Annotated in this window: 18 protein-coding genes; 2 read left to right on the forward strand and 16 right to left on the reverse strand. The window is 53.8% G+C overall.

The genetic code is table 11. From position 1 onward, the window contains the following. Positions 1-182: 182 nt before the first annotated feature. Genes KDM89_RS02195 through ilvA form a run of 3 tightly spaced genes read right to left on the reverse strand, consistent with a single transcriptional unit; the run spans position 183 to position 3,195 of the window. A complete protein-coding gene (locus KDM89_RS02195) occupies positions 183-761 on the reverse strand; it encodes a hypothetical protein (protein ID WP_230427620.1) in 579 nt (192 codons plus the stop codon). Between the two features lie 29 nt (positions 762-790). After that, complete coding sequence (gene queF / locus KDM89_RS02200) at positions 791-1,636, reverse strand: NADPH-dependent 7-cyano-7-deazaguanine reductase QueF (RefSeq protein ID WP_212686289.1); 846 nt, start codon at positions 1,634-1,636, stop codon at positions 791-793. Positions 1,637-1,659: 23 nt separating this feature from the next. Further along, a complete protein-coding gene (gene ilvA / locus KDM89_RS02205; RefSeq protein ID WP_212686290.1) occupies positions 1,660-3,195 on the reverse strand; it encodes a threonine ammonia-lyase, biosynthetic in 1,536 nt (511 codons plus the stop codon). Between the two features lie 75 nt (positions 3,196-3,270). Between ilvA and KDM89_RS02210 the strand changes: the two genes are divergently transcribed. After that, positions 3,271-3,762, forward strand: a complete 492-nt coding sequence (locus KDM89_RS02210; protein ID WP_212686291.1) for a YqaA family protein — start codon at positions 3,271-3,273, stop codon at positions 3,760-3,762. Here the strand turns inward: KDM89_RS02210 and KDM89_RS02215 are convergent. The 4 genes from KDM89_RS02215 to bluB form a co-directional block, all read right to left on the reverse strand. Next, positions 3,715-5,931 carry a peptidase domain-containing ABC transporter gene (locus KDM89_RS02215; RefSeq protein WP_212686292.1) on the reverse strand — a complete coding sequence of 739 codons (2,217 nt, stop codon included), beginning with the start codon at positions 5,929-5,931 and terminating at the stop codon, positions 3,715-3,717. The genes KDM89_RS02210 and KDM89_RS02215 overlap by 48 nt on opposite strands. An 18-nt stretch (positions 5,932-5,949) precedes the next feature. Beyond that, a complete protein-coding gene (locus KDM89_RS02220) occupies positions 5,950-7,236 on the reverse strand; it encodes an HlyD family secretion protein (protein ID WP_212686293.1) in 1,287 nt (428 codons plus the stop codon). A gap of 119 nt (positions 7,237-7,355) precedes the next feature. Next, entirely contained in the window at positions 7,356-8,564 is a 1,209-nt protein-coding gene (locus KDM89_RS02225; protein WP_212686294.1) for a hypothetical protein, read from the reverse strand. A 44-nt stretch (positions 8,565-8,608) separates the two neighbouring features. Beyond that, complete coding sequence (bluB, locus tag KDM89_RS02230; RefSeq protein WP_212686295.1) at positions 8,609-9,400, reverse strand: 5,6-dimethylbenzimidazole synthase; 792 nt, start codon at positions 9,398-9,400, stop codon at positions 8,609-8,611. A 199-nt stretch (positions 9,401-9,599) separates the two neighbouring features. Here bluB and KDM89_RS02235 point away from each other — a divergent pair, with 199 nt between their 5' ends. Further along, positions 9,600-10,751, forward strand: coding sequence for a GNAT family N-acetyltransferase (locus KDM89_RS02235; protein ID WP_212686296.1), 1,152 nt, complete (start codon positions 9,600-9,602; stop codon positions 10,749-10,751). Between the two features lie 482 nt (positions 10,752-11,233). Here the strand turns inward: KDM89_RS02235 and pssA are convergent, their stop codons facing one another. From pssA to KDM89_RS02280, 9 genes are all read right to left on the reverse strand, one after another. After that, complete coding sequence (pssA, locus tag KDM89_RS02240) at positions 11,234-12,592, reverse strand: CDP-diacylglycerol--serine O-phosphatidyltransferase (RefSeq protein WP_212686297.1); 1,359 nt, start codon at positions 12,590-12,592, stop codon at positions 11,234-11,236. Positions 12,593-12,653: 61 nt separating this feature from the next. Further along, positions 12,654-13,277, reverse strand: a complete 624-nt coding sequence (locus KDM89_RS02245; RefSeq protein WP_212686298.1) for a class I SAM-dependent methyltransferase — start codon at positions 13,275-13,277, stop codon at positions 12,654-12,656. Continuing rightward, positions 13,267-14,829 carry a ubiquinone biosynthesis regulatory protein kinase UbiB gene (ubiB, locus tag KDM89_RS02250; protein ID WP_212686299.1) on the reverse strand — a complete coding sequence of 521 codons (1,563 nt, stop codon included), beginning with the start codon at positions 14,827-14,829 and terminating at the stop codon, positions 13,267-13,269. The genes KDM89_RS02245 and ubiB overlap by 11 nt, the downstream gene beginning before the upstream one ends. Beyond that, complete coding sequence (locus KDM89_RS02255) at positions 14,823-15,398, reverse strand: ubiquinone biosynthesis accessory factor UbiJ (protein ID WP_189357089.1); 576 nt, start codon at positions 15,396-15,398, stop codon at positions 14,823-14,825. Before KDM89_RS02255 ends, ubiB begins: the two co-directional genes overlap by 7 nt. A gap of 153 nt (positions 15,399-15,551) precedes the next feature. Continuing rightward, positions 15,552-16,490: a Tim44 domain-containing protein gene (locus KDM89_RS02260; protein WP_212686300.1), complete on the reverse strand. Its 939-nt coding sequence runs from the start codon at positions 16,488-16,490 to the stop codon at positions 15,552-15,554. Between the two features lie 20 nt (positions 16,491-16,510). Beyond that, positions 16,511-17,245 carry a bifunctional demethylmenaquinone methyltransferase/2-methoxy-6-polyprenyl-1,4-benzoquinol methylase UbiE gene (ubiE, locus tag KDM89_RS02265; protein ID WP_212686301.1) on the reverse strand — a complete coding sequence of 245 codons (735 nt, stop codon included), beginning with the start codon at positions 17,243-17,245 and terminating at the stop codon, positions 16,511-16,513. A 468-nt stretch (positions 17,246-17,713) separates the two neighbouring features. After that, complete coding sequence (locus tag KDM89_RS02270) at positions 17,714-18,130, reverse strand: gamma-butyrobetaine hydroxylase family protein (protein WP_212686302.1); 417 nt, start codon at positions 18,128-18,130, stop codon at positions 17,714-17,716. 7 nt (positions 18,131-18,137) lie between these two features. Further along, the gene (locus tag KDM89_RS02275; protein WP_212686303.1) at positions 18,138-18,557 is read right to left on the reverse strand and encodes an HIT family protein; all 420 of its coding nucleotides are present in this window, start codon (positions 18,555-18,557) and stop codon (positions 18,138-18,140) included. Positions 18,558-18,561: 4 nt separating this feature from the next. Then, positions 18,562-22,530: a DUF3683 domain-containing protein gene (locus KDM89_RS02280; RefSeq protein ID WP_212686304.1), complete on the reverse strand. Its 3,969-nt coding sequence runs from the start codon at positions 22,528-22,530 to the stop codon at positions 18,562-18,564. Positions 22,531-22,741: the final 211 nt, after the last annotated feature.

Genomic DNA, 22,741 nt, shown 5'->3' on the forward strand with positions numbered 1-22,741 from the left:
TTGAACAACATCCCGGTTCGCAGAACAGAGGTAAGTGATCCTGGCAGTTGCAAGGCTGCTATCGCTTTCCGGTCCGGCGAACCCGGCCTATGGCTCGGGTAAGCCACCGGATTCGCGATTAATACCGCAGAATCCGGTCAATCCGGTCTATGATGGCAAGCAGCGCGTGTTTCGTCAATCAGTTAATTCAGGTCGATTCTGACGAACAGCAACAGCACATCGCCGTTCCCTTTGTTGCGCGAAAAGCGGGGGACATATGCCGCCATCAGTTTGTTGTGACGCGTACCAACGGAGGCAACAGGTAATACAGCCGGAAATGGTACACCACCAAAGTAATCAGTACGGCTGATCAGCAGACCAGTGGCACCGATACCGGCTTCCCATTCGTTGTTAATCGGCTTCATCCACTGATAGGCGTAACCGGCCATAGGCTGAGGTTTGAAGTGCGAGTCGGAAATGACCATGCCGAAGATTGCTTCTTCATTGTCTTTTCCATCACGCATGGTTTTCATAAAACCCAGACCCCAGGCTTTTTCATTCAGTTCATCGATGCGTTCGCGGGTGTAAGTGCCGCGTCCGTGACGCGCCCAGCCGGAAACCAGCAATGAAAGTTCACCTTTATCGTACAGGGTTGTTACTTTATCTTTGGATTTTTGCCACCAGCTGTCTTCTGGCGTGTCTTCAGCGTGTACAAAGCCCGGCATCAGTAATGCAGCGCTCAGCAGTGCAGGGAAAATTTTCATGAATTGTTTTGTTAACATACCTTAGTCCGGAAAAATATCTGTCTTGCTTATTGCCTTGCATGCCTTGCATTGGAAGGCATTTGCGCGGTGCTGAAATTAGTGCGCCACGGATTGATGTCCAGTCCGCCACGCCGGGTGTAGCGTGCATATACGGATAATTTCTGCGGTTTGCACTGGCGCATGACATCCATAAAAATGCGTTCAACGCATTGTTCATGAAACTCATTGTGATTACGGAATCCGATCAGGTAGCGCAACAGATTTTCCTGATCAATTTGCGGACCAACATAATGAATCTGCACACTGCCCCAGTCAGGCTGTCCGGTGACGAGGCAGTTTGACTTCAGCAAATGCGACACCAGACGTTCTTCGACAATCGCGTCATCAAAGTTTGCCGTCAGCAGCGATGGCACGGGCTCATACTGATCCACGTCGATATCCAGACGATCCAGCAGCATGCCCGGTAACTCACCGAACTGCAGTTCAGAAAACTGTTCAGGCAGTGTCAGGCTGACCTGTACGCTGGCACCGGCCGCAGCCGATAAATCTTTCTGCAGCATCTGCACCAGATCTTCTGTCGATGCGACTCTGGTCTGATTGAAAGAGTTTAAATACAGTTTGAATGATTTGGACTCAATCAGAAAAGGCGAATCCGCCGGAATCAGAAAACGGGCAATCGCTACCTGCGGCTTACCGCGTTGATTCAGCCACGATAATTCGTAACCATTCCAGATATCCATACCAAAAAACGGCAGATTGCCGGTTACACCAATTTCTTCACGCTTGGCGAGGCGCGGAATCGGGAATAACAACGCAGGGTTGTATTCCGATTCGTACGTTGTTGCTTTCCCCAGCGCAGATTGCTCCGGGGTTGCGAAGGTTTTGTCAGACATAGTGATTCAACGATAGTACGGGATCAGCCAAGGAACAGCTGATACACCGGGTTATTACTTTCATCCCAGTAGCGGTAGCCCAGTGTGGACAAGAACTCGCGGAATGCTTTCATTTCTTTTTTCGGCACCTGCAGACCAACCAGCGTACGACCATAATCCGCACCGTGATTACGGTAGTGGAACAGGCTGATATTCCAGTTCGGAGCCATACTGTTCAGGAAACGCATCAGCGCACCCGGACGTTCAGGAAATTCGAAGCGATATAATAATTCATCCTTGGCCAGCGCACTTTTTCCGCCAACAAGATGCCGGATATGCAGTTTGGCAAGCTCGTCTTCGGTCAGGTCCAGCGTCGGGAAACCGTGCTTTTCAAAGTTGCGTGCAATCTTGCCTGATTCAGTTTTGTCATGCACCTGAATGCCGACAAAGATGTGCGCCTGTTTTTCATCGCTGATGCGGTAGTTGAATTCTGTGACATTGCGTGGTCCTACAAGTTCACAGAAACGGCGGAAACTGCCTCGCTCTTCCGGAATAGTCACTGCAAATACTGCCTCACGCGCTTCACCGACTTCTGCACGTTCTGCGACAAAGCGCAGACGGTCAAAGTTCATGTTCGCGCCACAGGCAATCGCGACCATAGTTTCTGCTTTTACCGGTTTCTTCGCCAGACGTGCTCGTTCGATATATGCTTTGCAACCTGCAACGGCCAGTGCACCTGCCGGTTCCAGAATGCTGCGTGTATCCTGAAACACATCTTTGATGGCGGCGCAGACTTCATCGGTATCCACGGTGATCACTTCGTCGACATATTGCTTTGCCAGGCGGAAAGTTTCTTCACCGACCAGTTTGACCGCGGTACCGTCGGAAAACAAACCGACATCATTCAGCGTGACACGACGACCAGCGGCAAGGCTGCGTGCCATGCCGTCAGAATCTTTGGTTTGCACACCAATAATGCGCACATCAGGACGAATCGCTTTCACGTAGGCAGAAACACCGGCGATCAGACCACCACCGCCAATCGCCACAAAAATCGCATGCAAAGGGCCGGAGTGCTGGCGCAGAATTTCCATACCGACCGTACCCTGACCGGCAATCACATCCGGATCATCAAACGGATGAACGAAAGTCAGTTTGCGTTTTTTTTCCAGTTCCAGCGCATGGGTGTACGCATCCGAGTAAGAGTCGCCATGCAGAACGATGTCGACCAGGTCACCACCAAAAGTACGTACTGCATCAATTTTGACCGGTGGTGTGGTGGTTGGCATCACAATCACCGCTTTGCAACCCAGTTTGCGTGCACTGAAGGCAACGCCTTGCGCGTGGTTGCCAGCCGATGCGCAAATGACACCGCGTTTTAACTGTGCAGGAGTCAGATGGGCGATTTTGTTATACGCGCCGCGAATTTTAAAACTGAATACGCGCTGCATATCTTCGCGCTTGAGCATAATTCGGTTATCCATCCTGGCAGACAGACTGGATGCAAATTCCAGCGGAGTCTCTTCAGCAACGTCATAGACGCGGGCGGTCAGGATTTTCTTCAGATAATCGGTGCTCATAAATATATTCAGGAAAAATAATGGAAACGGGCCACCCTATTATAATGGATGGCCCTGACTGCTCGTTTTTTTTGCATGATTGAATCTTTTATACAGTGGCTGCTGAGCGTGCTCGCAGTCCCGGAGATCGGCCTGACATCGGTATTTCTGATATCGCTGATTTCTGCAACTTTGTTACCGCTGGGCTCGGAGCCGGCAGTGTTTGCTGTCGTGAAAGCCAATCCGGATTTGTTCTGGCCGGTCATTCTGGTCGCGACACTGGGTAATACGCTGGGTGGCGTGATCGACTATGGTATGGGATACGCTGCAAAAAAAGCGTTTCACAGCGAGCGCCAGACAGCGTGGTTTCGCTGGCTGGAACGCTTTGGGCCGAAAACAATGCTGCTCGCGTGGTTGCCGGGAATCGGTGATCCGATTTGTACGCTGGCAGGCTGGCTCAGGTTACCGTTCTGGCCCAGCGTCGCGTACATGGCGCTGGGCAAATTCCTGCGTTATCTGACGATGACCTGGATGCTGTTATCACTGACCGACGGTTTCGGCCACTGGCTCGCTACGCATATGGGCTGATGCCGGTGCAGCGTCAGCCTCAGTTTCAGTATCTGTTTGCGCTGACGGCGGATGCTGAATCTGATCGATTTGCACCTGACCATTCGCCAGCACAATCAGACGTTCCGCCATCGCTATCGTATCGGGGCGGTGTGCCACCATGACCCGTGTCAGCGGAATTTGCCGGATCGCCTGATTCACTGCGTGTTCGTTCTGCACATCCAGATGACTGGTTGCTTCATCCATCACCAGCAAGCGCGGCTGATTGTATAAAGCGCGCGCCAGCAGAATGCGCTGCTTTTGTCCGCCGGAAATACCGCTGCCTATGTCCCCGATCAGCGTGTTGTAGGCCATCGGCATCTGGATAATTTCCTGATGGACGGAGGCCATCAGCGCGCACATTTGTACGCGCTGCATATCCGGTGCCGGATCAAAAAATGCGATGTTGTCCGCAATCGAACCGGCAAATAACTGATCATCCTGCATCACTGTGCCCAGCAGACGACGGAAGTTGGACAAGCCCAGTTGCTGCAAACGAATACCGTTGACCAGAATTTCACCTTCGCTTGGCTCCAGCAAACCCAGCATCAGTTTCATCAGCGTGGTTTTACCGCAGCCGGACGGGCCGGTAATCGCAACGAATTGTCCTTCGCGTATATGCAGATGCAGATTGCGCAGAATATACGGTTCACCATCTGCATAACGGAAAGAAACATTGCGGAATTCAATATCGGCTTTCAATTGCGCCGGATCATATTCGTTCAGATGCTGTTCAGATTCCGGCTGCGTCAGCAAAATATCGGCGACACGCTCGCCATGCAGTCTCAGCATGCGCAGCTCAAATAACTTATCAATCAGGCTGGCGATACGCTGACTGAACTGATCTTTGTAACTGATAAACGCAAACACCATACCGATTGAAAATTTCTGATCGAGCACAGCCAGCGCCGCCATCCAGATAATCAGGATACGCTCAGCGCTGAAAATCAGACTGTTCGCAGTCTGGTAACTGACCGCAATTCTGGCGATGCGCAGGTCAGCATTGAACTGATCAGCCAGTGCATTCATCCAGCCTGCACGGCGTTCTTCTGCGCGGCTGAATAAGCGCACACTCTGGATGCCGCGTACCGATTCCATAAAATGGGTTTGCTGTTTGGCGGTATGAATAATCTGTTCCGCAGAAGCATTCCGCAAAGGCTGGAAAATCATCCAGCGCAATACGGCATACAGCACCACTGCTATACAGGAAACTCCTGCAAGCAAGGGGCTGTACCACAGCATCATCAGAAAAGTACCGATCACCAGCACACCATCAATCAGCCCCTCTACAAACTGCGTGGTCATGCTGTGCTGCATGGTTTGAATCGAACCGAAGCGTGACACGATGTCACCGGTGTGACGTTTTTCGAAATACGGGAGCGGCAGTCGCATCAGATGCGAGAACGCATTACTCAGCCACTGGAAATTCAGGCTGGTGGACAACACGGTTGTCATCCACGAGCGCGTCGCAGAGATACAGGTTTGCAGTAACACCAGCAATAAAAAGCCACATCCCAGCACCGTGACCAGATCACGGTCAGCAGCGACCAGCGCTTCATCGACTGTCCATTGCATATAAAACGGCAGCACCAGTGCGCAGACTTGCAGTGCGAGTCCGAGCAGCAGCAATTTCAGTAAACCGGATTTCAGTCCGATCACTCTGCCCATCAGGGCGAGCAGCGAAAACTGCTGAATTTCTTCGGTTTTTTTAAACTCAGCACCCGGCGTCAGCTCCAGCGCGACGCCGGTAAAGTGCCGTGAAAATTCTTCCAGCTTTAATTTACGTTCACCGACCGCCGGATCGTGAATCACCGCAAATTGCGCCGTGACCGATTTCAGCACCACAAAATGATTCATATCCCAGTGCAGGATGCAGGGCAGTTTCAGTTCCGGTAAATGCTCCATATCCAGCTTCAGTGGACGGGTTTGCAATCCTATGCCCTGTGCCATGCTGATCAGGCTTTTCAGCGTACTGCCTTTCAGCGACACCGAAAAACGGCGGCGCATGGATGCCAGATCAATCCGGTGTCCCCAGTACGAGCTGACCATACAGACTGACGCCAGTCCGCATTCCGCCGCTTCCGTTTGCAGAATGACCGGTAAATGCTGATGCTTCCAGAAGCGCAGCTGCGATAAAAAATCATGACTCATGATTGGTATTCCAGAAAATTACAAACGGCCGGAAATGCTGTACAGCGGCTCCAGTACCCATTCATACAAACGACGGTTTTCCAGTTGTATGCTGGCGTCAATCTGCATACCGGGTTTCAGCGGATATTCCTGTCCGTAAGCAGTCACCGATTGTTTATTCAGTACCAGCCGGATACGGTACAAAGGTTCGTTGGTGTTTTGCATGCCGGATGGTGGCAGTTCATCGATACGCAGCGGCGATTGCGCAATTTCGCGTACTGTAGCCTGATGCTGACCGAATTTCTGATACGGATACGCCGGATAACGTACCAGTACCTGCATGCCGGGTTTGACAAAACCGACCGAGCGCGACGGTACATACAATTCTGCTTCCAGCGCTGTCCGGGTCGGGAGCAGGGTAGCCAGCGCCATGGATGGCGTGACGGTCTGGCCTTTTTCCGCATTGACAGCGGCAATGGTGCCATCCTGCGTGGCGCGTACAATAATCTGACGCCTTGCTTCGTTATCCGTCAGATCCTGACTCAGTGCATGAATATTCCGCTCTATCGCGGCTTTTTCGCGTTCGCTCTGGGTCTGAATATCTTTCAGTTCGGCGCGCAGGCCGGATAAATCGCGCTGGTTGTTTAATATGGCACGCTGCAGTTCATTCAGTCGCTGGCGCTGATCAATCAGATCGGCCTGTCTTTCCTGTAATTGCGCTGCAGAAATGTAATTGGTGCTTTGCAATTCTCTGAAGCGCTTCACATTTTGTTCTGCCATGTCCACGCGCTGCTGTTGCAACAAAATCTGATCCTGAATTTTGACGGCATCCAGTTCCGCATCGCGGATTTTTTGTTGCAGACTCACGCTGCGTTGCGTACTTTGTTCGCGTACCTGATGCATTTCCGTGCTGTAACTGTCGCGCCGGCTTTCGAGTAAGCGCGAAATAGTTTTTTGTGCATCCTGTCCGTCGCTGCCTGCGCGGTCACCGCTCAGAATAAACAGCACATCACCTTTTTTTACTGCTTGTCCTTCGCGTATATATTTTTCGGTGATGATGCCAGCCTGTACCGGAATCACTCTGATCAGACCTGCTGCAGGAATCAGTACGCCTCCGGCCTGCGCTTTACGGGTAGTGGAAAACAGAAAGAAAAATGCGATCAGTAAAGCGATCAGCACCACGATGATGGCGGTCAGCCATTTAAAAATTTCCGGATACTGCAGGATCACTGTGCCGTACATGCGGTGACCCTGATGGCTGATTGCAGCCTCGCGGAACAGGGGACGTGCAGCCTGCTGGCTGTTTTCCTGTGATGTATTGCTCATCGTAAAGTTTTTTCAGAAAATGAAAAATCGTTGACGGCAAGTATCAGTATCGACCTGATACTTGTGAACTGTGTCTGGCAGCGGAATGTGCAGATGCACGCTCGCATCTGCGGTCGGATTCAGCGCATCATGGATGCTGTTTTCGGACGACGTAACAAATCAGCGAAAACGTCCCAGCGACGCTGCGGATTGTCGCCAGCCTGTTGTTCTACCCAGGCTTTGACCACATCCTGACCGAGGTTGTAATTGATCACGTAGGAGCGGTTTTTTTCGATGAAGCGCAAACGCTGTTCTGAACGCTGCTGATCGGACAGGCTGTATTTCATCAGCATGGCAACTGCTTCAGCTTTGCCGGTACGACCATCCAGATAATCTTTAGCGACCATATTGCCCGCGTAGGACAGGGCTTGCAGCGTATCCTGAATTGCGTAGTAATCTTCGGCCAGTTCCGGCGCGATACCCGCCAGCGGGAAAAGCACTTCTTTTTCAAACTGCAAACGTTCAGCGCGCGGAAATGCCACTTCGATGCCGTAATTGGCGCTGCCTTCGGCCAGAAACGATGCCGGTGAATACAACGGATACACCGCGTATTCCATCCACTGTTTTTGCTGTACCAGATCCTGTTCAATCAGCAGATTGAATACATGATGCCCCGGATAGGCTTCATGACTGGCCAGATCAATCGCACGCGAGATGAACATCGGGAAATCCGTGTTCACTTCGATCAGGCTGTAGGCATTGCCTTTGTACCAGTTGTAGGCACTCCAGACCTGATTATTCACGTAGGCGATGTGAAAGCTTTCATTTTCCGGCAGCGGAATGTTGGCCAGTGTGCGCGCACGGGATTCAGCCACCGCCGCCTGAAACACGGCGTCCAGCTTGGCAGAAGGAATTTCGAACTGACGGTTGTAAGCGCTGAGGCGCTGATTCAGATCGCCGTGACCCGGCACCTGTTTATCCAGTTGCGCCAGCGTGGCGTCCAGATCTTCCGGTGTCAGCGCAGGACTGACTGCATCGTACAGAGCCGCCGATTCTTCATCGAAAGGCAGGAAATGTCCCTGCAACTGGCGGATGTAAGTAGCGACGGACGCGATATGCTTTTCCAGATAGACACGGCGTTCCGTTTCTTCTGCAGGCGGGGCAGACATCGTCGCGATTGCTTGCTGCAGCTCAGTTGCCGTTGCCAGCAAATCACTGAGGCTGGCTTGGCGCACTTGCTGCTGCCATTCTGCCGGACCGGTGTAGGCATCGATATAGCCGGGATCGTGTTCACCGACTGCCAGTGTCAGGCGGACATAGTTTTCTGCGATTTCATTCAGAGTAGACATGCTGATTTCCTGTACAGGTTTTTCAGGTAACAGCATGTGATTGTTCATGACTTTGGCGTTGTCAACAAGCTTTCATTAACTGCTTTATTCGTGTTGTGCGCAATTACCTCAGCAGATTGCTGAGTCTGCACGATCATTTGACGGAATTCGGTAGCGGATAAAGGCTGATTCCACTGATTTTCCATGATCAGAGAATCCAGCGGAAGACGCTGACGCCAGCCTTTGGTTTGCAATTCCGGCGTCGCTTCAAAGTGGCTGACATAGCCGATGCAGAGCAGGGCGATGACCTGAATATTGTCCGGGATGCCGAGTATCTGATGCAGTCGTTCGCGCTGAAAAATACTAACCCAGCCGACGCCCAGACCTTCGGCGCGCGCTGCCAGCCACAGATTCTGCACGGCGCACACGGTGCTGTACAAATCCATTTCCGGCATATGGGTGCGCCCCAGAACCACTTTACCAGCACGTTCGCGGTCGCAGGTGATGCACAGGCTGAGCGGCGCATCCAGAATGCCGGCCAGTTTCAGGCGTTGATATTTGTCACGCTGCTCATCGGGAAACATGGCGGCGGCTTCCAGATGCGCTTCCATGAAGGCACCGTGCAGAGACTCGCGGGTCGCGGGATCACGCACCAGAATAAAATTCCAAGGTTGCATGAAGCCAACGCTCGGTGCGTAATGGGCGGCGGTCAGCAGGCGTGCCAGCACTTCATCGGGAATTGCATCCGGCAGAAATTGTGAACGGACATCACGACGGGTAAACAGCGTGGTGTACAGCGCCTGTTGCAGGGGATCGCACTGATCAAAACCTTCCGGTAAAGCATGAGACAAGGGCATAAAATTCTCGGTAAGCGGCAGAACAGAACTTAGTCAGCACAAATGAGTCTGAGTTCCGGAGTGCCCGTTGCAGACCATTCAGTTGCAAAGCGGGGATGAATCAACAGAAAACATTGTTGCACCGTCCGGGCGGTGCAAACTTGTCCTCAGCGATAAACTGTGGCATAAAGCACTGTTTTTGTAACGTAATGTAGCGGATATGCGTGCAGTTACCGTCAGATGGATCACCAGTGAAGCAGACCTGCAAGGGCTGGAAGCCGGCTGGCGCGCGCTGGAATCCCGCGTACCCGGCTTATTACCGTTTCAGACTTATGACTGGAATGTTTGCTGGTGGCGGCATTTTGCACGGAATGCGGTCTGGATCAAAGATAATTTACTGATTGCTGCCGTGTTTGATCAGCAAATGCTGGTGGCAGTCATGCCGCTGGTGGATACCCGGCTTGGTCACCGCGATTACCACTTATACCGCAACATCCGTCCGTTCGGTGCAGATCCTAACCTGACGGAATTGCGTGTCCCGCTGGCAGATCCCGCTTACACAGAAGCACTGGCGCTGGTCTGGGATCAGCTGGCAGAGCGTGAAACCTTCGGTCTGACTGAATTTCAGATGGTGCTGCCAGCCGCGCTGACCGCATCCACCTTAGAACACACGCCGCATCTGCACTTGCTGTCGCAGCGGACGATTCCAAATTTCATCGTTGAGCTCGGTGATGACTGGGAGCAGTTCCGCAGCGGCCTGAAACGTAATATCAAAGAATCGCTGCGCCGCTGTTATAACTCGCTGAAGCGCGATGAACTCAGTCACCGGCTGGAAGTGCTCCGGGGCGAGCAAATCATGGCTGTTCTGCCACGGTTTTATGCTTTGCATGGCATGCGCGCATCGGCAGAAGACACGATTTCTCATCCCGACTATTTTTGCGTCGAACGTCACCGTCGTCTGATTGAAGACATGATCGCATCCGGCTCCGCTCAGCGTTGCTGCATGCTGGTGCTGTATGTTGGCGAACAGGCGGTGGCAATGCGGCTGGCGTTTGCGATGCCGGACGAACTGTATCTGTATTACTCCGGCTACGATCTGGCCTATGGCCGCTACAGTGTGATGACTACGCTGGTGGCGGAGACGATGAAATGGGCAATAGAGCAGGGCTACCGCCGCGTGAATTTGTCGGTTGGTGAAGATGTTTCCAAAACCCGCTGGGGGCCGCAGGAAGTCAGTTATCAGGAAGTGCAGTGCGTTCCGAATGCCGGCTGGCGGATTGCGATGGCACGCAGTATGAATGCAGTCAGATCAGCACGCCGCAAACTCCGCGCCAAGCGTCTGCAAAATAACGAAATCCTGCCGGTAGCCTGAGTCGGGCGATTGCTTCCGGCGTTGCGTCTGCAATGTGCACTGAACGACGCTTTTCCACATCCCAGTTTCCCCGCCTCCCTGTCATATACGCGTAAGCTGACGGACTTCCGTTTGATGTCCGTTATGTCACTTCTGCTGACGTTCAGAGCTGCAATCGCTGAGTCAGCCAGGGTTCCGTGACGGGACTGAAACCGCAGCGCTGCCCGCAGCTCATGACAATGATGTGATTGCCGGAAGCTGCCTGAAAGCGCCCGAAAGCCCCCGAAAATACCTCAAATGCGGATTGTGGCATAGCGATCGCGCTGTCGTCGGCAGAAAGTCCGGGCCTCCGTAAAGTACGCATGACGATCTCTGCACAAAACTGTGGATGCGAAGTGCTTTTTCCACAGCAGTAAAGCCTGCTTAGCTGCGCTTTTGTGTTTGCCGTAATCCAAAACAAAACGCCGCATGCAGCGGCGTTTTGGATTGCTGAGTGCTGGCGCTTACAGTACGCGGTAAGCCAGCCGGTCCAGCCTGACTGTACTCAGGCGTCCGAGCAGCTTGCGGACTTCTGCCGGATAATCCTGCAACTGATCGAGGTCGGTGTAAGCCTGCAGAGCACGGGTATGGCGCATGATGCTGTTCAGCTCTTCGGTGCGCTGAGCCAGTAGCAAATGTTCGGGATCATGCATCAGCAGCGCGTTTTCCAGATCCAGCCGGAAAGCGCGCGGATTCAGATTATTGCCGGTCATCAGCGCATATTCGTCATCTATCCACATGCCTTTCAGATGATAGGTATTGTCTTCATCTTTCCACAGATGCACCTGCAACTGTTGCTGGCGTATGGCTTTCTGATGCGATTTCAGGAAGCGGCGCAGATTCATTTCATACAGATACGGCAGCGCGCCGATGGCTTTGAAACCCTGTTCCGGCGGAATGTAAAAGTCATTCGCGACTTTATCGCCGACCACAATATCCACCTGTACACCGCGTTTCAGCGCGCGGTTGATTTCGCGGGTAATCGCCAGCGGGAAATTGAAATACGGGGTGCAGATCACAATGCGGTGTTTTGCATGCGCGATCAGCTGGCAAATCACACGGTTCAGCGCATTATTTTTGCCGACGCCAACCAGCGGTGTGACATTCAGCGTACCTGCAGATTTTTCCTGCGAAGCAGAAAACGTATAGTGGGCTTTTTTCAGGCGGGCACGGAAGGCACGGATTTCACCACGGATGTGGCGGGTGGCCGGTAATTCCGGCTGATCCAGCCTGTGTACGGCGGACGATGCCAGCAAGTGTTCGCGCATGAAGTCGGTCATGCTGTCGGCCAGCGCCCGGTTTTCAATCAGCAGATAACGGTCGTGACGGTATTTGGCAAACTGGTGCAGATACACATTGTTCAGGCTGGCGCCGCTGTAAAACACCAGATCATCGAACACATAACCCTTCAGATGCAGCACGCCGAACAGTTCGCGGGTTTGCACCGGTACGCCGTAAATCGCGACGCCGCTGTGATGCAGCGCCGCTTGCTGCTGATACCAGGCGGCATTGCCGCTTAATTGTCCGGGGATTTTCTTTTCACCGATCAGGCCGCGCTGGGCGCGGTGCCAGTCGACCATTACCACCACATCCAGTTGCGGACGCGCCAGTTTAGCTTCGTGCAGTGCCGCCAGAATTTCAGCACCGGCTTCATCATGCTGCAGATACAGACAGCACAGGTAAATACGGTTTTTTGCGCTACGGATACGGTGCAGCATTTCGGCTTTATAGTCCGCTGCAGAATGCAGCGTGGTTACCGATTCAGGACGGATTGCCAGAGCAGGCAGTTGATCCAGCGTATGTCGGGGGCGTAAAAATCGCATAGTCAGAATTCAAAACAGAACACACGGAGTGTAGCACTTCGTTATGCCATACAGGCGCCAATTATCTTCTTTGCCAGACCATCCAGCGTTCACCGCCCTGAAACAAGGCCAGTGAATCCGGCGGAACGGCCTGTTCGCGCAGGGTAAACAACGGTTCCAGCAGGGCATGCAGGTCTTCTTCCGTGATGAAAAACGGTGGCCCGCGCCGTGCTGCCGCGTCGCGGTTACCGGTCAGAAAAAAGCCGGCCAGCAAGCCACCGGCGGGCAGCAATTCCGCCCAGCGCGCAACCAGTTGCGGCCGCATGACAGCAGGGATGGCACACAGAAAGGCACGTTCGTAGATCAGATCCGGCGTGAACGCTGGCTGATATTCAAAAAAGTCAGCGCAGATAACCGCAGCAGGGCTGACACCCGGCTGGCGGCGCGCGATGTCCACGGCCGCTGCGGAGAAATCGCTGGCTTCAGTTTGCCAGCCAGCCTGTAAAAAAGCCGGAATTTCGTGACCATGTCCGCAAGCGGGAATCAGCACTTTACTGGCAGGCTGCTGCGCCAGAAACTGCTGCAGGGCTTGCGGTACGGCAGTCTGATTCCACGGTGTGAACTGCTGCGCAAAGCGTTCTTCCCAGAACGCAGGCAGCGCAGGATCGCGGTGGGTGAACTGCGGTACTGCGGTTTCAGTGGACATAATGCCGGAACAGAATCTGCGCGATGATCAGACCGGAAATCAGACCAGCGCCGAAGAAAATAATGGTACGCAGCAACAGATTGGTTTTGCGCTGTTCTTCCAGCATTGCCAGCAACACTTTCTGATCGTCTTTCTCTTCCGATAAACGGGTCAGCGCCTGATGGGCTAAACGTGGCAATTGCGGGAAGATATGGCTGTAGCGTGGTGCTTCCGCTGCCAGCTTTTGCTTCAGACCACGCCAGCCGACTTGTTCGCTCATCCAGCGTTCGAGGAAAGGTTTCGCAGTTTTCCACAGATCCAGATCCGGATCGAGCTGACGTCCGAGACCTTCGATATTCAGCAAAGTTTTTTGCAGCAAGACCAGTTGCGGCTGCACTTCCACATTAAAGCGGCGTGAAGTCTGGAATAGGCGCAGTAAGACCTGACCGAAAGAAATATCGCGCAGCGGACGATCAAAAATCGGTTCGCAGCAGGCACGTACCGCCGCTTCCAGTTCATCCACGCGGGTATCTTTCGGTGCCCAGCCGGATTCAATATGCGCTTCAGCGACCCGTTTGTAATCACGCTGGAAGAATGCGAGAAAGTTTTGCGACAGATAATCTTTGTCGAAATCATTCAGCGTACCAACGATCCCGAAATCCAGCGCAATATAGCGGCCAAAGGTTTCAGGACGGGTGGACACCAGAATATTGCCCGGATGCATATCGGCATGGAAAAAACCGTCGCGGAATACCTGCGTAAAGAAAATCGTCACGCCGTCGCGGGACAATTTGCCCATATCCACACCGGCTTCGCGCAGACGCTCAATTTGCGAAATCGGAATGCCGTGCATGCGCTCCATCACAATCACGGATGGCGAGCAGTAATCCCAGTGCATTTCCGGCACCAGCAGCAAATCCGAATTTGCAAAATTACGGCGCAACTGGCTGGCATTCGCGGCTTCGCGCATCAGATCCAGTTCGTCATGCAGATATTTATCGAACTCACCGACCACTTCGCGCGGTTTCAGACGTTTGCCGTCCGCCCACAGGGTTTCCAGCCAGCCAGCAGCAACCTGCATCAGCGCGATATCTTTATCGATAGTGTCTTTCATGCCCGGACGCAGCACCTTTACCGCAACTTCACGGCCATCTTTCAGTGTCGCAAAATGCACCTGCGCGATCGAGGCTGACGCCACCGGCTGACGTTCAAAACTGGCAAACAGTTCATCCGGATGTGCACCCAGTGATTTTTTGATCTGCGCAATGGCCAGATCCGGATCAAAGCTCGGCACGCGGTCTTGCAGCAGCGATAATTCTTCAGCGATATCCGGCGGCATCAGATCGCGGCGGGTGGATAAGACCTGACCGAATTTCACAAAAATCGGGCCCAGTTCTTCCAGCGCCTTGCGCAGACGTTCGCCGCGCGGTGCTGACAAATCGCGCCAGAACATCACCGCTTCCAGCAATTGCAATGCACGCGGTATTTTCAGGCCACTTAAGGCGATTTCATCGATGCCGTACCGGAAGGTGACGCGCAAAATTTTGATCAGACGTAAAAACTTCATCAGCATGAACGACTCCTTTCCAGACGTTCTATGCGTTTCAGTAAGCGCTCAGTATCGTCGCGGGTTTTCTGGATTTGCTGACCCTGCTGGCGGACTTCCGCCGGCCGGACCAGTACTTGTTTTTCTTCGAGTAAATACTCAGCCACATTTTCCTGCAGGCGCTGATGTGCTTGCCCGGCGTGCTGCCACAATTGTTTCGCACCGGCGGTCATGCGCACGGCGGCGATATCACCGAACACTTTGCTCAGATCGGCTTCGGCATCCCAGCGCAGCGTGTCGCTGAGCGCGGACACGGTATTGGCCAGATCCGCATCGCCATCGATACGCACATACGAGAACGCGCGTTCGCGCTGTTGCAGCATGGCTGGCAAATCGGATGGCTGAATGTGAATGGTGACGCTGGCTTGCTGTTCCGTACCGGCATTCTGCAGATAACCGTCAGCGGTAATCAGCAAATGAATACGGAAGCTTTGCAGATCAGCACATACCGATTTTCCGGCATGGGCCTGCAGCATGTGCCGTGCGCGGTCATCGCGGGCCAGCAAGTGATTGATGAAAGGAGCAGCTGAAATCATAAATCCTGTCAGAGTGTTCGTCTGTCGGTGTTTGTTGTGTGCGTTACACATAAAAAAACCGCCCGGAATGCGGGCGGTTTTCAGTGTAACAGTTTCCGGCCTCAGGCCGGATGGATCGGCACAATGCTTGATGCAGATGCAAAGTGACGATGATCAGCCCTGCTGAATACCTGCCAGCACCCAGCCACCGGAACCATTGGATGGTTTGGCCAGATTCCAGACTTCATTGAATGGCTCTGCAGGTGCGCCGGCATCTTCCTTGATCATGCCGGTGAAGCGTACGCTGGCCAGATAATCGCGGCCATTGTCTTCAATACCCAGCAATTGCGCATCGATGCTGACCACGTCAGTCACGTTCGCTGCATTGCCGCGTTCCTGAATCTGCAGACGCAGTTCAGCAAACATTTCCGGCGATGTGAATTCACGCAGATCGTTCAGATCCGCTTTATCCCATGCAGCCTGCAGACGGATGAAGTAGCCCTTAGCGCTGCGCAGGAAACCATTGACATCAAAGTCAGCCGGTACCGACCAGGTGCCCTGATTCGGATCTGCCGCAGGTGTGCTGCCGCCGCTGAAATTGTTTGCCTGATACGCAGCCGGTTCCGGCTGTTGTTGCTGGAATGCCTGTGGCTGGTACGCTGGCTGCGCGTTGTTCATGCCGGCAAACGCTGGTTGCGCCTGATTGCCGCCGTTACGCATACCGCGCAGCATACGGATGATGAAGAAAATCGCCAGACCGATCAGCGCGAAAGTCAGAATCGAACCCAGTGCGCTGGCCATTGCACCGCCCAGACCGAAGTGGGACAGCGCTGCGCCCAGCAATGCGCCACCGATCAGACCGGCAGCGATGCCTTTCCACGGTGAAGCTGGTTTTGGCGGAACAGCCGCCGGTGCCGCACCTTGTGCAGGTGCTGCCGCAGGGCGTTGCGCCTGATTCGGCTGTGCGGGTGCTGCTGGTGTTGCCTGACGTGCAACGTTAGTCGACTGACGGCCGCTGGAACCGCCACCGCCCAGACGTTTTGCGTCTGCATCCTGTGCGGTCATGGCCAGAGTGCTGGCAACCATGACCATCGCAAGCAATAACTTTTTCATGGAAAAACTCCTTGGGATTTTTATAGTTTGATACCAGTGTGCAAAGCGGCCACACCTGCCGTCAGGTTGAAGTACTGGACTTTCTCCAGACCCGCCTGTTCCATCATCCCTTTTAAGGTCTCCTGATCCGGATGCATACGGATGGATTCTGCCAGATAGCGATAGCTGTCTTCGTCATTCGCAATCAGCTTGCCCATTACAGGCAACAGCTTGAACGAATAAAGATCGTAAGGTTTTTGCAGCAGTTCGCTTACTTTGGAGAATTCGAGAACCAGTAATTTGCCGCCCGGTTTCAGTACCCTTTGCATTTCAGCCAGAGCCTGATCTTTGTGAGTCATGTTACGCAAACCAAACGCAACAGTGACACGATCGAAATAATTATCCGGAAACGGCAGTTTCTCAGCATCACACAGCAAGGTGGGGGTGACTAAGCCCTTATTCAAGAGGCGGTCACGTCCCACTCTCAGCATGGATTCGTTAATGTCAGTATGCCAGACTTCACCGGTTTTACCGGCCTGGCGGACAAATTCTTTGGTCAGATCGCCGGTACCGCCAGCGATGTCCAGCACTTTGAAGCCGGGACGCACGCCAGCCTGGGCGATGGTGAAGATTTTCCACAGACGGTGCAAGCCACCGGACATCACGTCATTCATGATGTCGTATTTGGCAGCGACCGAGTGAAACACTTCAGCGACTTTATGGACTTTTTCTTCTTCGGCAACGGTTGTATAACCAAAATGCGTGGAATTGCTCATAGTGACAAGACTCCTGTTCAGAAGCCGCATTATAGGGGATGTCGTGTCCGGCGGCATCTGTTTTCCCGCAAAGCAGCAAGGTGCAAAGCATGACGGCGCGCGCGGCTGGCCTGTCCGCTATCTGACCGCAAACCGCTGCAGTCGCGGGTAAGAACCGGTGGGCGGATTCTCCTGCCTGCCAGCAGAAAGCGGCTGCGCTGACAGGATCAGACCGTCATCAGGCCAGAAAATGCCCGAAAACGGGCTGAAACTGCCTCAAATGCGGATTCCCGCACAGCACCCGGGCGGTCGTCGGCAGAAAGTCCGGGCTTGCGGAAATACCGGATGCGGATAGCTGCACAGTCAGAAGCTCAGCAAGTAACAACAGGCCATCCTTGTGAACTTGATTGCAATACGATCCAGCGCAAAACAAAACGGACAGCCATAGCTGTCCGTTTTGTCTTCATTTATGAACTGAATTAGCAGAGATCAGTGCCGGGTTGCGCAGCCGCCGCCTTTGGGCAGCATGGCGGCGTCGCGGCCGCTGTCGTCTTCGTAACCGGCTTCCTGCAGTTTTTGCAAGTAAGCGGCCCACAGGCTTTGCTGTTCCTGTCCGAGTTTGTACAGATAATCCCAGGTGTAAATGCCGGAATCGTGGCCATCGTCGAATAAAGGGCGAATCGCATAATGGCCGACCGGTTCCACGCCGGTGATGCCGACCAGACGCTTGCCGGTTTGCAGGGTTTCCTGTCCTTGCCCGTGGCCGCGTACTTCGGCGGAGGGCGAATACACGCGCAGATATTCAAACGGCAGGCTGAAGCTGCTGCCATCGGCGAAACTGATGTCCAGTACGCGGCTGCGGGTGCGGACGTCCAGAGAAACCGGCTGATGCTGTGATGTGGTCATACGAACCTCAGCTCAGGCGGTAAATGATCGCGTCACGCAGCGTATTCAGCTGTGCGCGGCGTTGTTCCAGCACGGCCTGATCCGGCTCGCGCTGTTGCTGTCCCCAGACTGGTTGCGGGAAGTGCGCATCGTCTTCAAAGCGCGGAATCACATGCCAGTGCAGATGCGGCACCATATTGCCCAGACTGGCCAGATTGATTTTGCGCGGCTGAAACACTTCACGCTGCGCGGCTTCCACCAGCCAGACCACGCGCATCAGTTCTTCGCGTTCTGCTTCATGCAGATCGCTCATTTCCTGCTCATGCGCATTCCAGATCACACGGCAAAAGCCCGGATACAGCGGATCATTCACCAGAATTACCCGCCACCATTGGCACTGAATCACCACATCTTCGCCGCCGGCGCGGCACAGTTCACATTGTTCCATTGTTTTATACCAGTACGCGTTCAATTCCACCCTGGTTGGCGCGTTCCACATAATCCACCAGCCAGTTTTCGCCGAGTAAATGGCGGGCCATTTCGACCACCAGATAATCGGCCTGGGTGCCACTGTCGTCATTGTAACGCGATAAGCCTTGCAGGCAGGCAGGGCAGGATGTCAGCACTTTCACATCGCCGCTGAAACCGTCTTCACGCACTTTGTCGGCAGACTTTTTCATTTCGATTTCTTTGCGGAAACGTACCTGAGTCGAAATGTCAGGACGGCTGACTGCCAGCGTGCCGGACTCGCCGCAGCAACGGTCGGTTTTTTCGATTTTGGCTTGTCCGTCCACCGCGCTGATCAGCGTATTCACGGTTTTCAGCGGGTCCTGCAATTTCATCGGCGTATGGCAGGGATCGTGATAAACATAGCGCGTGCCGGTTACGCCTTCCAGACGGATATTTTTTTCCATCAGGAATTCGTGAATATCCACAATCCGGCAACCCGGGAAAATCTTATCGAATTCATAGGTTGCCAGCTGGTCATAGCAGGTGCCGCAGGAAACCACCACCGTCTTAATATCCAGATAATTGAGTGTGTTCGCAACGCGGTGGAATAAGACGCGGTTATCCGTCATCATTTTTTCCGCTTTATCAAACTGACCGCTGCCGCGTTGTGGATAACCGCAGCACAGATAACCCGGTGGCAGCACAGTTTGCACACCGGCATGCCACAGCATGGCCTGTGTTGCTAGACCGACTTGCGAGAACAAACGCTCCGAACCGCAGCCCGGGAAGTAAAACACCGCTTCACTGTCCACGGTGGTGCTTTGCGGATTACGGATCACCGGCACGACTTTGTTATCTTCAATATCCAGCAGGGCGCGCGCAGTTTTCTTCGGCAGATTGCCCGGCATTTTTTTATTCACAAAGTGAATCACCTGCTCTTTGATCGTAGCTTTGCCGACGGTAGCCGGTGGTGCTGAAGTTTGTTTGCGGCTCAGGTTTTTCAGTAATTCATGACCGGCACGCTGGGCTTTATAACCCAGTCCCACCATCACCTGACGGGTAGCGTTGATCGTGGCCGGATCGGTCGCGTTCAGGAAGAACATCGATGCTGCTGTGCCCGGATTGAATTTCTTCTGACCCATTTTACGCAGCAGATTGCGCATATTCATCGACACATCACCGAAGTCGATATCGACCGGGCAAGGTGTGGCGCACTTATGGCAGACCGTGCAGTGATCGGCGACGTCCGAGAATTCATCCCAGTGTTTGATCGAAATACCGCGCCGGGTTTGTTCTTCGTACAGGAAAGCTTCCACCAGCAGCGAAGTCGCCAGAATTTTATTGCGCGGCGAATACAGCAGATTCGCACGCGGTACGTGGGTGGAGCAGACCGGTTTACATTTACCGCAGCGCAGACAGTCTTTGACGCTGTTGGAAATCGCGCCGATATCGCTTTGCTGCATGATCAGCGATTCGTGACCCATCAGACCAAACGAAGGTGTGTACGCATTGCGCAGATCTGCCGCGAAGCCGGGCAGATTCATCAGCTTACCTTTGTTGAAGCGGCCTTCCGGATCAATGCGGGCTTTGTACTGACGGAAATCGCGCAATTCTTCTTCAGTCAGGAATTCCAGTTTGGTAATACCGATACCGTGTTCACCGGAAATCACGCCGCCGAGCGAACGTGCCAGTTGCATGATGCGTTCCACTGCCTGGTGCGCAACTTGCAGCATCGCGTAATCATCGGAATTGACCGGCAGATTGGTATGCACATTGCCGTCACCCGCATGCATATGCAAAGCCACAAACACGCGGCCGCGCAGCACTTGTTTATGCAGCGCCACGCATTCTTCCAGAATCAGACGGAAGGCAGCGCCGTTGAAAATCTGACGCAGCGGCGCACGCAATTCCTGCTTCCACGAAATGCGTATCGTACGGTCCTGCACCACAGAAAATAATTTCACGTCCGGTTGCGCTGCCAGACGCGCCTGCAAAGCGGCGCTGTCTATGCCCAGCGCCATCAGTTGCGGCAGTGCTTCGGCCAGCGGCATATCGAGTTGCTGCAGCAGGAAGTTCCAGCGTGCGCTGACGAGATCCAGCAAAGCCAGCGTTTGCTGTACGCGGTCTTCCAGCAATTCACCGGCCGGAATATCGTCACCGTCTGCATCTTCGCTTTTACCCAGTGGCAGATTGCCGTTTTTAAAGAAGGCATGCAGTTTTTCTGTCAGCGCCAGTTTGTTGCGGATCGATAATTCAATATTGATGCGCTCAATACCATCGGTGTATTCACCCATGCGCGGCAGCGGAATCACCACGTCTTCATTGATCTTAAACGCATTCGTGTGTTTAGAAATCGCCGCTGTTTTAGCGCGGTCCAGCCAGAATTTTTTACGTGCTTCCGGGCTGACGGCGACAAAGCCTTCGCCGACGCGGGTATTCGCGATACGGATCACCTCCGATGCAGCACGTGCGACCGCATCTTCATCGTCACCGACGATGTCACCGATCAGCGCCATTTTCGGCAACACGCCGCGTCGCGATTTGGTGGTGTAGCCAACGGCTTTCAGGTAGCGTTCATCCAGATGTTCCAGACCGGCCAGAATCGCACCGCCGTTGCGGGCATCGGCATCCAGAAAATCTTTGATTTCCACAATACTCGGAATCGCTTCACGCGCCTGCCCGAAAAATTCCAGACAGACGGTGCGGGCAAATTTCGGCATACGGTGCAGAATCCAGCGCGCAGACGTAATCAGGCCATCGCAGCCTTCTTTCTGCACGCCGGGCAAACCAGCCAGAAACTTATCGGTAACGTCTTTGCCCAGACCTTCTTTACGGAACACGCGGCCTTTGATCTCCAGCGTTTCGGTACGGAAGGCTTGCTTCTCACCCGGATGCGTCCATTCAAGGCGGAAACGCGCGGTTTCCACATCATGAATTTTGCCCAGATTGTGATCGAGGCGGGTGACTTCCAGCCAGTCGCCGTTAGGATCGACCATTTTCCATGAAGCCAGATTATCCAGCGCCGTACCCCACAACACCGCTTTTTTACCACCCGCATTCATCGCAATATTGCCGCCGATACAGGACGCTTCCGCCGATGTCGGATCGACCGCAAACACCAGACCGGCTTTATCCGCCGCATCCGAAACACGCTTGGTGACTACACCGGCACCGGTGGCGATGGTCGCGTAATCGCGGTCCACACCCGGCAGGCGCACATATTCCACCGCGCCGATATCTTCCAGTTTTTCGGTATTGATGACGGCCGACATCGGCGTCAGCGGAATCGCGCCACCGGTATAACCGGTGCCACCGCCGCGCGGGATGATTGTCAGGCCGAGTTCGATACAGGATTTGACCAGACCGGCGACTTCGGCTTCGGTATCCGGTGTCAGCACCACGAACGGATATTCAACGCGCCAGTCGGTTGCGTCGGTCACATGCGAAACGCGGCTCAGGCCATCGAATTTGATATTGTCGCGCGCAGTGTGGCGGGCCAGCAGTTTGCTGGTTTTTTTGCGCAATTCTGCGCTGTGTTCAAACTCGCTGGCGAACAGTTCCACCGCTTTACGTGCCGCGGCAACCAGTGTTTCCACGCTGCTGCTGCGTTCACCGTCTTTGTCACCATCGGTATTCAGACGGCGTTTTTCCACTTCATTCAGACGGTGGTACAAAGCATCGATCAGCGCCTGACGCCGTTTCGGGTTATCCAGCATGTCGTCCTGCAAAAACGGATTGCGGCGCACGACCCAGATATCACCGAGCACTTCGTACAGCATACGGGCGGAGCGCCCGGTCTGACGTTTGCCGCGTAACTGATCCAGTAATTGCCAGGCATCAGCGCCAAGCAGACGGATCACGATTTCGCGGTCGGAAAACGAGGTGTAGTTGTACGGAATTTCACGAACCCGGTCGGGTTTGCCTTCGTGTGTCTGCGCGGGCAGAACAGCGTGTTGGATTGGGGCGTTCATCTGCTGAATGTATGTTGTCATGCAGGCAAGGCAGATCGTGGCAGGCTGGGTCTGCGCATGAAGCAGGCCTTGCGGTATTGCAATAGTTAGAAGGGTTGCCTTCATTCTAGCTTATTGCGATGCACAATGCTGCAACAGCCTTGAAGTTTGTACGGATATGGCAGGATTTTGTCGTGCGAAACCGAACAATATTTTGCGTCGGGCAGGGGAT

The sequence above is a fragment of the Cognatundibacterium luofuense genome (genome assembly GCF_018139685.1).
GTDB classification, from domain to species: domain Bacteria; phylum Pseudomonadota; class Gammaproteobacteria; order Burkholderiales; family Burkholderiaceae_D; genus Undibacterium; species Undibacterium luofuense.